Origin of the sequence: Hansschlegelia quercus (genome assembly GCF_004310425.1) — a bacterium.
GTDB lineage: Bacteria > Pseudomonadota > Alphaproteobacteria > Rhizobiales > Methylopilaceae > Methylopila > Methylopila quercus.
Genome location: NZ_SIUB01000001.1, coordinates 585,889 through 599,909 on the forward strand (window position 1 = coordinate 585,889; position 14,021 = coordinate 599,909).

General features: G+C 69.1%; 12 protein-coding genes. 7 read left to right on the forward strand and 5 right to left on the reverse strand.

Going from position 1 to position 14,021, the window contains the following annotated elements:
• Positions 1-202 precede the first annotated feature (202 nt).
• On the forward strand, positions 203-640 hold the full coding sequence (locus tag EYR15_RS02815) for a MarR family winged helix-turn-helix transcriptional regulator (RefSeq protein ID WP_131001339.1): 438 nt from the start codon (positions 203-205) through the stop codon (positions 638-640).
• A 7-nt stretch (positions 641-647) separates the two neighbouring features.
• Here the strand turns inward: EYR15_RS02815 and EYR15_RS02820 are convergent, their stop codons facing one another.
• Positions 648-1,127, reverse strand: a complete 480-nt coding sequence (locus tag EYR15_RS02820; protein WP_131001340.1) for a GNAT family N-acetyltransferase — start codon at positions 1,125-1,127, stop codon at positions 648-650.
• A gap of 239 nt (positions 1,128-1,366) precedes the next feature.
• Between EYR15_RS02820 and EYR15_RS02825 the strand changes: the two genes are divergently transcribed.
• Both EYR15_RS02825 and EYR15_RS02830 read left to right on the forward strand, forming a co-directional pair.
• Positions 1,367-2,266: a L,D-transpeptidase gene (locus EYR15_RS02825; protein ID WP_131001341.1), complete on the forward strand. Its 900-nt coding sequence runs from the start codon at positions 1,367-1,369 to the stop codon at positions 2,264-2,266.
• Positions 2,267-2,487: 221 nt separating this feature from the next.
• The gene (locus EYR15_RS02830; protein WP_131001342.1) at positions 2,488-2,850 is read left to right on the forward strand and encodes a response regulator; all 363 of its coding nucleotides are present in this window, start codon (positions 2,488-2,490) and stop codon (positions 2,848-2,850) included.
• Between the two features lie 167 nt (positions 2,851-3,017).
• Here EYR15_RS02830 and EYR15_RS02835 read toward each other — a convergent pair whose 3' ends face one another.
• From EYR15_RS02835 to EYR15_RS02850, 4 genes are all read right to left on the reverse strand, one after another.
• Positions 3,018-3,719: a DUF2076 domain-containing protein gene (locus EYR15_RS02835; protein ID WP_131001343.1), complete on the reverse strand. Its 702-nt coding sequence runs from the start codon at positions 3,717-3,719 to the stop codon at positions 3,018-3,020.
• 98 nt (positions 3,720-3,817) lie between these two features.
• Entirely contained in the window at positions 3,818-5,137 is a 1,320-nt protein-coding gene (glcF, locus tag EYR15_RS02840; RefSeq protein ID WP_131001344.1) for a glycolate oxidase subunit GlcF, read from the reverse strand.
• Positions 5,138-5,184: 47 nt separating this feature from the next.
• The gene (locus EYR15_RS02845; RefSeq protein ID WP_131001345.1) at positions 5,185-6,366 is read right to left on the reverse strand and encodes an FAD-binding protein; all 1,182 of its coding nucleotides are present in this window, start codon (positions 6,364-6,366) and stop codon (positions 5,185-5,187) included.
• A gap of 124 nt (positions 6,367-6,490) precedes the next feature.
• On the reverse strand, positions 6,491-7,945 hold the full coding sequence (locus EYR15_RS02850) for an FAD-binding oxidoreductase (protein ID WP_131001346.1): 1,455 nt from the start codon (positions 7,943-7,945) through the stop codon (positions 6,491-6,493).
• A gap of 193 nt (positions 7,946-8,138) precedes the next feature.
• Between EYR15_RS02850 and EYR15_RS02855 the strand changes: the two genes are divergently transcribed.
• The 4 genes from EYR15_RS02855 to EYR15_RS02870 are packed head-to-tail and all read left to right on the forward strand — an operon-like array spanning position 8,139 to position 14,006.
• Positions 8,139-8,906, forward strand: a complete 768-nt coding sequence (locus EYR15_RS02855) for a (Fe-S)-binding protein (RefSeq protein WP_131001347.1) — start codon at positions 8,139-8,141, stop codon at positions 8,904-8,906.
• On the forward strand, positions 8,903-10,333 hold the full coding sequence (locus EYR15_RS02860; protein ID WP_131001348.1) for a LutB/LldF family L-lactate oxidation iron-sulfur protein: 1,431 nt from the start codon (positions 8,903-8,905) through the stop codon (positions 10,331-10,333). Before EYR15_RS02855 ends, EYR15_RS02860 begins: the two co-directional genes overlap by 4 nt.
• Positions 10,330-11,226: a LutC/YkgG family protein gene (locus tag EYR15_RS02865; protein ID WP_131001349.1), complete on the forward strand. Its 897-nt coding sequence runs from the start codon at positions 10,330-10,332 to the stop codon at positions 11,224-11,226. The genes EYR15_RS02860 and EYR15_RS02865 overlap by 4 nt, the downstream gene beginning before the upstream one ends.
• Positions 11,227-11,276: 50 nt before the next feature.
• Positions 11,277-14,006: a bifunctional acetate--CoA ligase family protein/GNAT family N-acetyltransferase gene (locus EYR15_RS02870; RefSeq protein ID WP_131001350.1), complete on the forward strand. Its 2,730-nt coding sequence runs from the start codon at positions 11,277-11,279 to the stop codon at positions 14,004-14,006.
• The last annotated feature ends 15 nt before the right edge of the window (positions 14,007-14,021 follow it).

Here is a 14,021-nt window from a genome sequence, read left to right on the forward strand (position 1 = left end):
AGGAGAGTGCTAACGCGTCGGTGAGATACGGTTCGACGGCTCCGCTGTCAAGTTTTCACGGCGGACCTCAGCGTTTGATTTCCGCCTTGCTGCGCTGCTGACGGCTTGTCGCTCGCAAGTGCGACGAGAGCGTGAAGGCGCGCATAGGCGACTGTCTCGCAGAGAGCTTGCATCCAGGATTGTCCGGGCGGATGGTTCGAGCATGCTGTCCCGAGACGAGATCGTCGACATCCACAATATGTGCGCTTGCTCGCACACGCGGATGGCGGCACGCGCGGTGACGCGGTTCTATGACGAGGCGCTTCGCCCTTCCGGGCTGAAGAGCACGCAGTTCGTGCTGCTCGCGGCGATCGAGGCTGGAGAGGCCGCGTCCATCACCGACCTCGCCGAGGCGGTCGATCTCGAACGGACCACGCTGGTGCGGAACCTTCAGCTGCTGCGGAAGGAAGGCCTCGTCTCGCCGCTCGCCGGCGTCAACGGGCGGCGCAAGCCGGCGCTGACCGAGAAGGGGCGCGAGACGCTCGAAAACGCCATGCCGCTCTGGCGGCGCGCGCAGAACGAGTTCGAGGATCGGCTCGGCTACGGCTCCTGGCAGGTGACGCGCCGCAGGCTGGGCGATCTCCGCAAGGCTGTCGCCTGACGCACGTTCAGCGGACCGGGCGGGAGAAGCAGGCCTCCAGCGTCTCCGAGCCGTCGCGGCGCGCCCGAACGCCGGGCTCGCGCAGGAACTCGTGGCGCTCGCAGAAGCGGTGAAGGTCCTCAGCGGCGACATCGACCCAGACCGAGAGTCTGATCGCGCCGGAGGCTGCGGCGAAGGCGTTGGCGCCGGCGAGCAGGGCGGCTGCGAGCCCCTGCCCCCGAGCCGCGGGTTCAAGACAGATCATCGCGAGCTCGAACTCCGCGCGTTCGTCATGCGCGATCAGGCCGAAAGAGCCGACAGCCGTTCCGTCCCGCATCACCAGCCAGAGCCGACCGCCGCGCTCCTCGAAATAGCGAGCGGGCTGTTCGAAGGCCGCGTCTTCCGGCGGAGCGAGCGCCTCGCCGCCCGAGGCGCGGGCGTCGGCGATGAGCCTCGACAGCGCAGGACCGTCGGCGTCGACGGCTTCTCGTATAAGGAATTCCGACATCGGTCCGTCCTGCCTCCCGCGCGCGGCTGAGCTGATGGGTTATGGCGCGCAGCCCGGGGGAAGAGAAGCCGGCGCAGGGATCCGCGGCCTCCGGCGTTCAAGCGAGAGGCGGCCCGCGCGTCGTTTGGCCGTCGGAGCGCCATCGATAAGCCCGACCGACGCGCCAGATCGTTCACGCCGCGTCAAGATGGTTCAGCTATGATGACGGCGGCTCGGGTCCGAGTTTCGAGGAGTGTTTCGTGATCAACGTCCGCGTCGCCGGCGCCTGCGCCGCTCTCGCGCTTGGCTTCGTCGCGCCCGCGCAGGCCGATCCGCGGATCATCCCGGTTCAGACCTATTATGACGCGCCCGAATCCGGCGGCCGCATCCAACGCTATTATGAGGACGACGGCGCGCGCGTCGTGCGTCGGGCGGACCGCCGCCGTGGCTATATCGAGGACATGGAGGACGAGGCGCCGTCCCGGGTCTACCGCTACGACGGACGGAGCCAGCGCATCCCGACGGCGCGCGAGCGCGAGACCTACGAGGCCTACGGCGACACCAGCCGCAGGAGCCGCGTCTATCGCTATTACGAGGACGATCCTTCCTTCGGATACGATCCCTACAATTCGCGCGACGCGATCATCGCGCCCGACTCGCGCCGTCTCGCCGGACCGCCTTCGGCCGCCGGCGGCGACGTCGGGCGGAGGACGATGGATCCGAAGTTTGCGCGCACGACCGTGCAGTACGCCGGCAAGGAACCGGTCGGCTCGATCGTGATCGACACTCGCACCCGCTATCTCTACCTCGTCCAGGCTGGCGGCATGGCGATCCGCTACGGCGTCGGCGTCGGCAAGGAAGGTTTCGGCTGGAAGGGCACCGAGACGATCACGCAGAAGCGCGAGTGGCCGGATTGGCGCCCGCCTGCGGAGATGCGCGTCCGCCGGCCGGAACTGCCGGTGATGATGGCCGGCGGCCCGGACAATCCGCTCGGCGCCCGCGCGCTCTACCTCGGCAACACGCTTTATCGCATCCACGGCTCCAACGAACCGTGGACGATCGGTCATGCGGTCTCTTCAGGCTGCATCCGCATGACGAATGACGACGTCACCGACCTTTACGAGCGGGTCGGAGTCGGCACGACCGTCAAGGTGATGTAGGCGGCGGGCCCGACGCGGCGCGAGACATTGGACGGCGACCGGAGGAGCTTCGAAATTACTTCCTGCCGTTGCCTTCTAGGCTGCGCCCGATCGATACGAATCTTACCTAAGACTTAACGATCTCAATCAAATTTCTTTTTTCGATTTATCTCGGCGGTGATGAAACCTGAGGTGGGATGGCGCGTTGTGGCTCCGGGTCGAGTACCGCCGGAGTTCAGTTCATGGCGCCTTTTCGCGTTCTAATCCTTGAAGACGACGCCATTCTCGCGCTCGATCTCGCCACCATCGTCTGCTGCTGGACCGACGCCAACGTGACGTCCTGCCGCTCGATCGAACAGGCCAAGCGCGCTCTGAGCGGCGGGTTCGATCTCGCACTGCTCGACGTCGACGTGGTGGACGGCAAGTCCTACGATTTCGCGTCCGAGCTTAAGGAGCGCGCGCTGCCGTTCGCCTTCGTGTCGGGCTCGCGGATGATCGACGCGCCGGAAACGTTGCGCGACGCGGCCTTCATCTCCAAGCCCTACGACCAGCGCTCGATCGAGCGCGTCGTCGCCTCGGCGTCGGGCGGCCGTCGGCACCCCTAAGGGCGCACTCGACGCGTCCGCCGGGATAAGCACCGCAGTCATGCCCTTTTCGGGCATCCACGACTTTCTGAGCGGCGCGCTCTGTGGCTCAGTCGCGGATGCGCGAGAAGGCATGACGGCGTGGAGGTCGAGACGCGCGTCCTGGTTAGGCGCGTGTGGGATGGACCTCAGGTCCAGTCGCCGCCGTCATCGCCGCCGAAATTACCGCCGTCGTCATCTGAAACCGGCGTGGCGTCGGGCTTCTCGTCAACCCCGCCGAGCAGCCCGGAGAACCAGCCCCCCTCCTCGCTGGCCGGGCTCGCTGCATCGTCTGCCGAGTCGGGAGTATCAGCGAGCTTCGCAGCCTCGCCGGCGTTTTCCGCCGCGTGGGTGCCGCCTCCGAACATCGACTGGATGCCCGAGAACAGCAGCGCGCCGCCCGCGACGCCGGCTGCCGTCTGCAGCGCGCCAGAGAGGAAGCCGCCTCCCCCGCCGAAGCGGGAGGTCTGCTGCGGCTCATAGGTCTGCGAGGGCGGCGTCCCGTAATCCGGCGCCCGCTCGTAGCCGGGCCTGCCGCCGAAGCCCGCCGGCGCGCCCATCGCCTCGCTGGCGCGCGGCCCCCACGGGGAAGCCGTCTCGCTGGCGGGCCGGGAGAACGATCCGCCGCGTGCGTCTGAGACCTGGCGCTCGAGCTCGTCGATGCGGGCCTTCGCCGCCTCCAGCGCCTGGTTCTGCACGATGAGCGTCTGCGCCATCGCATAGGGAGCGTGCGGCTGGCGGGAGACCTGCTCCTGGATAAAGCTCTCGGCTTCCGGATCGCGGTAGGCGCCCTCGGCGCTGCGGAGCCGATCGAACAGTCCGGCGATCAGATTGCGTTCAGCGGGAGTCATGGCCGTTGTCTCCAGAGGCTCGTCGCTTCAGTCGCGAGCTTTCTGGTGACTTATGGCTGCATTTTTAGGGCGCAATGGCGGCTTTGCGGCGGCGTCGATTATGCCGATGCGATCCGCCCTTCGAGCTGCTTCGGCAGTGGGCCTCCGGTCGCCCAGTCCAGCAGCTCCGCGGTGTGCACGAAGGGCGTGTCGCTCGCCGTACGGAGCTGGGTGAGGCAGCCGATATTGCCGCTCGCGACGATATCGGGCGCGGTCTTTGCGATGTTTGCGAGCTTGCGGTCGCGCAGCCTCGTCGCGATCTCGGGCTGCATGATGTTGTAGGTGCCCGCCGAGCCGCAGCAGATATGGCCCTCCGCCGGCTCCTTCACCGCGAACCCTGCAGCCTTCAGCAGCGCCTTCGGCTCCTCGCGGATGGACTGACCGTGCTGCATCGAGCAGGCGGAGTGGTAGGTGACCCTTTGGCCGGTCTCGCGAGCGAGCTTCAGCTCGAAGGACGCGGCGAATTCGGAGAAGTCCTTTGCGAGGCCCGACACCCGCGCCGCCTTCTCGGCATAGGCCGGATCCTCGCGCAGCATGAAGCCGTAGTCCTTGATCGTCGTGCCGCAGCCGGAGGTGGTGATGACGATGGCGTCGAGGCCGCCTTCGTCGATCAGCTTGGTCCAGACGTCGACGTTGCGGCGGGCCTGGTCGCGGGCCTGATCTTCGCGCCCCATGTGATGGACAAGCGCGCCGCAACAGCCTTCCCCCGCCGCCTGCACCACCTCGACGCCATGGCGGGCGAGGAAGCGGGTCGCGGCGGCGTTGATCGAGGGCTCCAGCACCGGCTGAGCGCAACCCTGCAGCATGGCGACGCGCGCTTTGCGGGGGCCGTGCGCGGCGACCGTCTTCGCCCCGCGCCCGGAGTTCCATAGCGGCGGCTTAGCCGGCGCGAGCTTCAGCATGGCGCCGAGCCGCGCCAGCGCCTGCGGCCCCTTAAGTAATCCCGCGAGTGGCTGCGCCGCCCAGGCTCCCAGCAGCGCAAGCCTGAACCGGCCGGGGTAAGGCAGCACGTTTGCCAGGAGCTTGCGCATCAGCCGGTCGGCGAGCGGGCGCTCGTAGGTGTTCTCGATATAGGCCCGGGCGTGGTCGACGAGGTGCATGTAGTGCACGTCGGAGGGGCAGGTCGTCATGCAGGACAGGCAGGAGAGGCACCGATCAATGTGCTTCACGATCTGCGGCGTCGCGGGCTTCTCGCCCTCCAGCATCTCCTTGATCAGGTAGATTCTCCCGCGCGGACTATCGAGTTCGTCGCCGAGCAGCAGATAGGTTGGGCAGGTCGCAGTGCAGAACCCGCAATGCACGCAGGTGCGCAGGATTTTTTCCGACGTCGCGAGCTGCGGATCGGCCTCGAGGCGCTCGGGTGCGAAGGCGGTTTGCATGTCAGGACGACTCGGAGTGGCGGAGACGCGAAGCCGCGATGCGGACGTCAGCTTGCATGCATGCGCCCCGCATTCAGCACGCCGACCGGGTCGAAGGTCTCGGTGACCGCGCGGCTGAGGCGAGCGAGCGCCAAGCTTTCGGGCTGGAACACGTCGACCGCGGCGCGGGTCGCGTCGTCGGCGCGAACCAGCGTCGCGTGGCCCCTTGCCTCGGCGGCCGCCGCACGGACGGGAGCAGCGCCGGCGTCGTCGGACGGGGCCATCGCGATCCAGATTAGTCCGCCGCTCCAGTCGTAGAAATGTGCGGCGAGGCGGTCGCCAAGCGCCGCCACCACGTCCGGCCCGCGCGACGGCGCCACAGAGACGCGCCAGACGACATTGCCCGTGTCGCCCAGGAACGGCGCGGCGTCGCGGATGTCGCGCCAGAGCGCACGCGACGCCTCGGCGTCGAGCAGGGTGACGGCGCCTGGAGCCTGAAGCGTCTTCGCCAGCGCGCCTGCGCGGTAGCGCAGGTGGCTTTCGAAGTTCTCGAGCCTCAGGCAGGTGCGCGCAGGCTGACCGTCCCGGCCCGGCAGGTGAGCCGCGCCCGTCACCTCGAAGGGCGTCCCCATCGCGGCGCAGAGCGCGGCGACGCCCACTTCGTCCGCCAGGCCTTCCACGACGAGCGTGGTCTCGGTCTCGGCCAGAGGCAGGGTCTTGAAGGTGGCCTCCGTCAGCACGCCGATCGTGCCGTGAGAGCCTGCGGCGAGCTTCACGATGTCGTAGCCGGTGACGTTCTTCATCACCCGCCCGCCGGAGCGGATGGTCTCGCCGCGGCCTGTGATCATGCGGACGCCGATCAGCGCGTCGCGCGCGGCTCCGACGAGCACGCGGCGGGGGCCGGAGGCGTTGGTGGCGACCAGCCCGCCGATCGTCGGCTCGCCGGTCGTGCCGTAAAGCGGCCGCGCGTCAAAAGGCTCGAAGGCGAGGCGCTGGCCCTTCTCCGCCAACGCCGCCTCGACCTCCGCGACGGGCGTGCCCGCGCGGGCGGAGACGACGAGTTCGGACGGCTCCAGCAAGATTATTCCCGTCAGCCGCTTCGTCGAGAGGGTCTTCGCCGCCTGCGAGGGGCGGCCCAGACCGACCCGCGTGCCGCCACCCTGGATGGCGATCGGCGCGTTGTCGGCGACGGCTTCAAGGATGGTGGTTTCGACGCCAAGCTCGTCCAGAGGGGCGATGACATCGGTCATGCCAGACAATCCGTCATCCCGGCCGCAGCGAAGCGGAGAGCCGGGAGCGCGCGCAGAACGAGTTCTCGTCTGATGACGATCCCGGATCGGCGCACAGAGCGCCGTCCGGGATGACGTGTCTTACTCATTCCGCGGCCTGCAGCGTTTCCGCTTGCCGCAGACCGAGCGGGAACACCTTGGACGGGTTCATCAGCCAGTCCGGGTCGAAGGCGCGCTTCACGCGCATCATCTGGGCGAGCTCAACGGCGTTGAACTGCACGGACATCAGCTCGCGCTTCTCGATGCCGACGCCGTGCTCGCCGGTCAGGCAGCCGCCGACCTCGACGCAGGCGCGCAGGATGTCCTCGCCGGCGATTTCGGCTTTCGCGAGCGAGACAGGGTCGTTCATGTCGTAGAGCACCAGCGGGTGCAGATTGCCGTCGCCGGCGTGGAAGATGTTGGCGACCTTCAGACCCGCCGCGTCGCAGATTTCGGTGATGCGGGCGAGAATCTCCGGCAGGCGGCCGGTCGGGATCGTGCCGTCCATGCAGATGTAATCGGAGATGCGGCCCATCGCGCCGAAGGCCGATTTGCGGCCCTTCCAGATCGCGGCGGCTTCGGCCGCCGTCTTCGCCTGGCGGGCGGAGGTGGCGCCGTGGGTCTCGGCGATCGCGCCGATACGGGCGAGTTGCTCGTCGATCTCGGCGGGGGAGCCCTCAACCTCGACGATCAGCAGCGCCCCGGCCTCGCGGGGATAGCCGGCGTGAGCGAAGTCTTCGCAGATGTCGATCGCGATCTTGTCCATGAACTCGATCGCAACGGGCACGATGCCGGCGCCAAGCACCGCCGCGACGCAGGCGCCGGCCTCCTCGCTCGACGGGAAGCCGAACAGGATCGGCCGCGCCCCCTCCGCCATGGGAAGGATGCGCAGCGTCGCCTCCGTCACCAGCCCGAACTGGCCCTCCGAGCCGCAGATCAGGCCGAGCAGATCAAGCCCCGCGGCGTCCATCGCGTCGCCGCCGATCTCGACGATCTCGCCCTGCAGCGTGACGAATTTCACGCCGAGCAGATTGTTGGTCGTCACTCCGTATTTCAGGCAATGCGCGCCGCCGGAGTTCATCGAGATGTTGCCAGCGATCGTGCAGGCGAGCTGCGAGGAGGGATCGGGGGCGTAGAAGAAGCCCTCATGGGCGATCGCGGCGGAAACCCCGAGATTGGTGATGCCGGACTGGACGCGGATCGTGCGGTTCGGCAGATCGACGTCGAGCACCTGCGCCATCTTGGAGACGCCGATCACCACCGCGTCCTCCTGCGGCAGCGCGCCGCCGGCGAGCGAGGTACCCGCCCCGCGCGGCACCATCGGCACGCCCTCGCGGGCGAGATAGGCCAGCACTTCAGCCGCCTGTTCGGTCGTCGAGGGCAGGACGACGGCGAGCGGCATGCGGCGATAGGCGGTGAGCGCGTCGGTCTCGAAGGCGCGGCGCTCGTCCTCGGACGAGATCACCCCTTCGCCGGGCACGATGCGGCTCAGGCCCGCAATGATTTCGTCCCGCCGCGCAAGAATGCCCGGGTCGGGTTGCGGCATGGCGATGCCGGTCATGGGCCGTCCTCCTCACCCTCTTTTTGCGGGCTTCGCCTCGCAGGGGCGTCGGATCAACTTAGGCCATAGCGGGCCGCTCGTGTAGGCTCAATCCCGTTCGAGCGCGTTGCGGCCGGCGTCTATCGCGCTACCTCTTCGATGCGCTATCGCATTTGCGCGGTTGATCTTCGGCCGCGCCGCTGGAGTTGTTCCATTGTCCGCCGAGCCCCGTCCGCGCGTCGGCCTGTTCGCCACGTGCCTCGTCGATCTGATCCGCCCCTCCATCGGCTTCGCGAGCGCCAAGCTGATCGAGGATTCCGGCTGCGACGTCGTAGTCCCGGAGCAGACCTGCTGCGGCCAGCCCGCCTTCAACTCCGGCGACCGCAAGACCGCGAAGGCGCTTGCAATGCAGGCGATCGACGCCTTCCAGGGGGTCGACTACGTGGTCGCGCCGTCCGGCTCCTGCGCGGGCCAGCTGAAAAAGCACGTGCCCGAGCTGTTCGCCGACGAGCCGGAGCTCGCGCGCCGCGCAGACGCCTTCGCGGCGAAGGTCTACGAATTGATGAGCTTCCTGGTCGACGTCCGCGGGGTGACCGCGGTCGACGCCCGCTTCGAGGGCTCGGTGACCTATCACGACAGCTGCGCTGGCCTGCGCGAACTCGGCATCCGCGCCCAGCCGCGCAAACTGCTCGAGAGCGTCGAGGGACTGACGCTGACCGAGCTCAAGGATTCCGACGTCTGCTGCGGCTTCGGCGGAACGTTCGCGGTGAAGTATGGCGAGATCTCCGACGCCATCGTCGCAAAGAAGTCCGACAATGTGGCGGCGGCGGGCGCCGGGACGCTGCTCGCGGGCGATCTGGGGTGCCTGATGAACATGGCCGGCAAACTCCAGCGCCAGGGCCGGCCGATGAAGGCCCGCCACGTCGCGGAAGTGCTCGCGGGGATGGGCGACGAGCCCGCGATCGGGGAGCCTCAGGCGTGAACGCGCATTCCACCTCTCCCGCTTTCAAGGAGAACGCGCACCGCGCGCTGAACGACCCGGCGCTCCAGCGCGCGCTCGGCAATGTCGAGACCGGCTTTATCGGCAAGCGCAGGAAGGCCGCGGCGAAGCTGCCGGAGTTCGAGGATCTCCGGGACTCGGCCCGGGACATCAAGAACCACGTGCTGGCCCATCTCGACCTCTATCTCGAGGCCTACGAGGCGAAGGTCACGGCCGCCGGCGGCCACGTCCATTATGCGCCGACCGCCGAGGACGCCTCGCGGATCGTCGTCGAGATCTGCAAGCGCGTGGGCGCAAGGACCGTCGCCAAGGGCAAGTCGATGATCTCGGAGGAGATCGAGCTCAACACGGCGCTCGACGCCGCCGGCGTGAAGCCGATCGAGACCGATCTCGGCGAATACGTCATCCAGCTCCGCGGCGAGCGGCCGAGCCACATCATCGCCCCGGTCATCCACCTCAACCGCGACCAGATCGAGAGCGACTTCCGCCGCGTCCACACCGGATTGCCCGAGGGCCGGAACCTCGACGCGCCGGAATCGCTCCTTGCGGAAGCCCGCGGGATCCTGCGTGAAAAGTTCCTGGCCGCTGACGTCGGCGTCACCGGCGCGAACTTCCTGATCGCGGAGACCGGCACGTCGGTGATCGTGACCAACGAGGGCAATGGCGACCTCAGCCAGATCCTGCCCAAGGTCCACATCGTGCTGGCGTCGATCGAAAAGCTGGTGCCTACGCTCGATGACGTCTCCCAGACGCTCAGGGTGCTGGCGCGCTCGGCGACCGGTCAGGAGCTCTCGGTCTACACGACGTTCTCGACCGGGCCGCGCCGGCCGGGCGACGTCGACGGGCCCGAGGAGTACCACGTCATCCTGCTCGACAACGGGCGCTCGGCGATGCTCGCCGGCGAGTTCCGCGACATGCTCCGCTGCATCCGCTGCGGCGCCTGCATGAACCACTGCCCGGTCTATCACGCCGTCGGCGGCCACGCTTACGGCTGGGTCTATCCTGGCCCCATGGGCGCGGTGCTGACCCCCTCGCTGACGGGCGTGAAGGAGGCCGGCCATTTGCCGAACGCCTCGACCTTCTGCGGCCGCTGCGAAAGCGTCTGCCCGGTGCGCATTCCACTGCCGAAGTTGATGCGGCATTGGCGGGAGCGCGAATTCGAGCGGCATCTGTCGCCCGCGCCGGTCCGCGCCGGCCTTGCAGTGTGGAGCTTCTTCGCCCGCAGACCGCTGCTCTACAAGCTCGCCACCCGTGCGGCGATGAGCGTTCTGAGCCTTATCGGACGCGGCAAAGGCCGCTTCAGCGCGCTTCCGCTCGCCAAGGGCTGGACGGCCGGTCGGGACTTCGCGGCCCCGCAGGGCTCGACCTTCCAGGCTCGCTGGAACGCGCAAGCGAGGACCCGCCGATGACGCCGCGCGAACAGGTGCTCTCCACCATTCGGCGCTCGCTCGGCGTCACCGGCGGAGAGCGGCCGCGGCTGAAGGAGGTGGCCGACCGGCTGAACTCCCACCCGCGCGGCGTTCTGCCGGCGCGCGCGACGACGCTCTCCCCGCGCGCCCGCATCAAGCTCTTCATAGAGATGGCGGAGGCTTCAGCGGCGACCGTCTCGGTCGTGCGCGACCCCGCCGAGGCGCCGACGGCGATCGCGGACTTCCTGCGCGCGCATAATCTCGCGCCTTTGCTTCGCCGCGGCCCTGACCCCCGACTGGACGCCCTTCCCTTCGAACGGACCGCGATCGAGGTTTCCGTCGGCCGCACCTATGGCGACGATCCCGCAGGCCTGAGCGCTGCCTTCGGCGCCGTGGCGGAGACCGGCACCGCCGTGCTCGTCTCCGGCGCCGACAATCCGACGACGCTGAACTTCCTGCCCGACAACCACATCGTCCTCGTCGACGCCGCCACCATCTCTGCGACCTATGAGGACATCTGGGACAGCATTCGCGCGTCCTACGGCGCCGGGATCATGCCGCGCACGGTCAACTGGATCACAGGTCCGTCGCGCTCGGCCGACATCGAGCAGATCCTGCTGATGGGCGCGCATGGGCCGCGCCGGCTGCACATCGTGCTGGTCGACCCGGAAGCCGAGGTCGAGACCGAAGACCTCGACGCGACGCTCGCCGCCGGAGGCTCCACGCCCGCCGAACCCCGCGTGGGTTCGACGCTCGCGGTCGATCCGGAGTCGCCGGACGAGGGGCCGGAGCCGCCGGCGTCGGGCCCTCGTGAGACCACAGGGGAGCACGCGGAAGAGCAGCTCGACGAAAGCTTCCCTGCCAGCGACCCGCCCTCGCTGACCCAGCCCTGACGAGCGGGCAGTCGCGCGAGACGGGCGGCTGCGTGTAACGTCCCGCGGCCATGACCGTCCGCAACCTCGACGCCGTTTTCGCGCCTCGCTCCGTCGCCCTCGCCGGCGGGAGCCAGCGACCTGGCAGCGTAGGGCGCGCCGTTCTCAAAAACATCCGCGACGCGGGCTTCGCCGGCCCGCTGTTCCTGGTCAATCGCGAATACGCCGAGATCGACGGCGTCGCCGCCGCTCCGTCCTTTGCGGACCTGCCGGCGCCCGCCGACCTGGTGGTTGTCACAGCGCCGCCGGCCGCGATCCCCGGCTTGCTCGACGAGGCCGGCGCCGCGGGTTCGCGGGCGGCGGTTGTCGTAACCCGCGGCCTCGGCGCCGGCCAGGGCTCGCTTCGCAACGAAGCGGAAGCCGTCGCACGGCGGCGCGGCATGCGGCTGATCGGCCCCGGTTGCTTCGGCGTGCAGAGCCCCTTCACACAACTCAACGCCAGCATCGCGCCCGTGGCCCAACCCGGCGATCTGGCGCTGATATCGCAGTCCGGAGGCGTCATGGCCTCGACCATCGAGTGGGCGAACGCGCGCGGGATCGGATTCTCAGGCGTCGTGGCCTTCGGCGACATGGTGGACGTCGACGTCGACGATTTGCTCGACCATTTCGCGCTCGACCGCCACAGCCGTGCGATCCTGCTCTATCTCCGCGACGTCGCCAACGCGCCGCGATTCCTTTCCGCCGCCCGCGCCGCCGCCCGCATCAAGCCGGTCGTGGTGGTGAAGAGCAGCCAGGCGCACGCCGCGCCCAGAACGGGATCGGAAGCGGCTCTGCTGGCGACGACCGATGCGGTCTATGACGCCGCCTTCCGACGCGCGGGCATCCTCAGGGTCGCGGATCTGGCCGAACTGTTCTCGGCGGCGGAAACCCTCGCCCATGTTGCGCCAGTCGCGGGCAAGCGCCTGGCGATCCTGGCGAATGGCGGCGCGCTCGGTCAGCTTGCGGCGGAGCGGCTGGCGGCGCTCGGCGGCCGCGCGGCTGACCTCGCCGAGGACACGAAGGCGAAGGTCGCGAGCCTCGTTCCGGAGATGGGGTCGAGCGCGCTCAATCCCGTGGACCTCCGCGGCGACGCGACCCCGGAACTGTTCGAAGCAGTGCTGGAAGCGATGCTCGCCGATCCGAATGTCGACGCGGCGCTCGCGATCCACGCCCCGACGTCGCTGTCTCCGGCGCTCGCTTGCGCGCGTGCGGTGGCCGCCGCGACCAAGCAGGCGCGGGCCAAGCGCTATCCGCCAAAGCCGGTTTTCGCGGCCTTTCTCGGCTCCGATGCCGCCCCGCGTGCGGCGCTCGAGGCGGCGCACATCCCGTTCTTCCGTACGCCCGAGGCGGCGGTGGCCGGCGTCATGCATCTCGTCCGGCACGTCGAGGGCCAAGAGGCGCTGATCGCCACGCCGCCTTCCGCGCCGGAGACGTTCTCGCCCGACGTCGCGAGAGCGCGCGCTGCGGTCGAGAACGGCCTTGCGAGCGGGCGGTCGTGGCTGTCGCCGACCGACGTCGCCGAAGTGCTCGCGGCCTATGCGATCGCGACGCTGCCGCAGGCTTTCGTGGCGACGCCCGAGGAGGCCGCGGAGGTTGCGGGCGGCATGCTCGCGCGCGGCGGAGCGGCGCTGAAGCTGATCTCGCCGGACGTGCCGTCCCGTGGCGCTGTTGGGGGCGTGCGTCTCGGCCTCGAAACCGCCGCTGCGGTCGAACAGGCCGCCCGGGCGATGATCGCCCGCGTCGAGCAGCGCAGTCCCGGCGCGCAAATCGACGGCTTCATCGTGCAGCCCGACATCCGCCCGCGGGACGCGCAGGAGCTGTTCGCCGGGATCGCCGACGATCCGGTGTTCGGCCCGGTGGTGGTCGTCGGCGCGGGCGGCGGAGCGGCGACCCTTCTTCGAGACGTCGCGCTTGCGCTGCCGCCGCTCCACCTCGGCCTCGCGCATGACGCGATCGCGCGCACCCGCGCCGGGGCTCTGCTCGACGGCTATGACGGCCGGCTGCCCGCCGACCGTGACGCGGTGGCGCTGACTCTGGTCAAGCTCGCGCAGATCGCCGTCGACATGCCCGAAATCCGCGACATCGACCTCAACCCGCTGGTCGCGAGTCCGCGCGGCGCGGTGGTGTTCGACGCGCGCATCCGCGTGGCGCCGGCCGTCCGCAGCGCGCGGCCGGGCGTGGCCAATCCGCGCCTCGCGATAAGGCCCTACCCGAAGGCTTACGAGAGCCGTGCGTCGCTCCCCAACGGGTCGGAGATCTTCATGCGGCCGGTTAGGCCGGAGGACGAGCCCGCCATCGCAGTCTTCTTCCGCGCCGTCGAGGAAGACGACCTCAGGCAGCGCTTCTTCACGCCGATGCGCGAAGTTCCGCGCGCCTTCGTCGCCCGCATGACGCAGATCGACTACGCCCGCACCATGACCCTGCTCGCGATCGGTCCTGGCGAAGAGGTGCTGGGCGTCGCTCAGCTCCACGCCGACGTCGAGGGACGCGAGGGCGAATACGCCATCCTGCTGCGCTCGGCCTTGAAAGGCGTCGGGCTGGGCTGGCGGCTGATGCGCGCGCTGATCCGCGTCGCGAGGACCGAAGGCTTCACGACCATGTCGGGACAGGTGCTCGCGGAGAACAGCTCGATGCTCGCCGTCTGCCGCGAGCTTGGCTTCGACATTCGCGCCGACCCGGACGATCCAAGCGTGCGGCTCGTCTCGCTCGACCTTTCCGAGGCCGCCGTCAGCGGGCTTGCGGCGACGGCGACGGCGACGTAACGCTTCGCCTTCCTC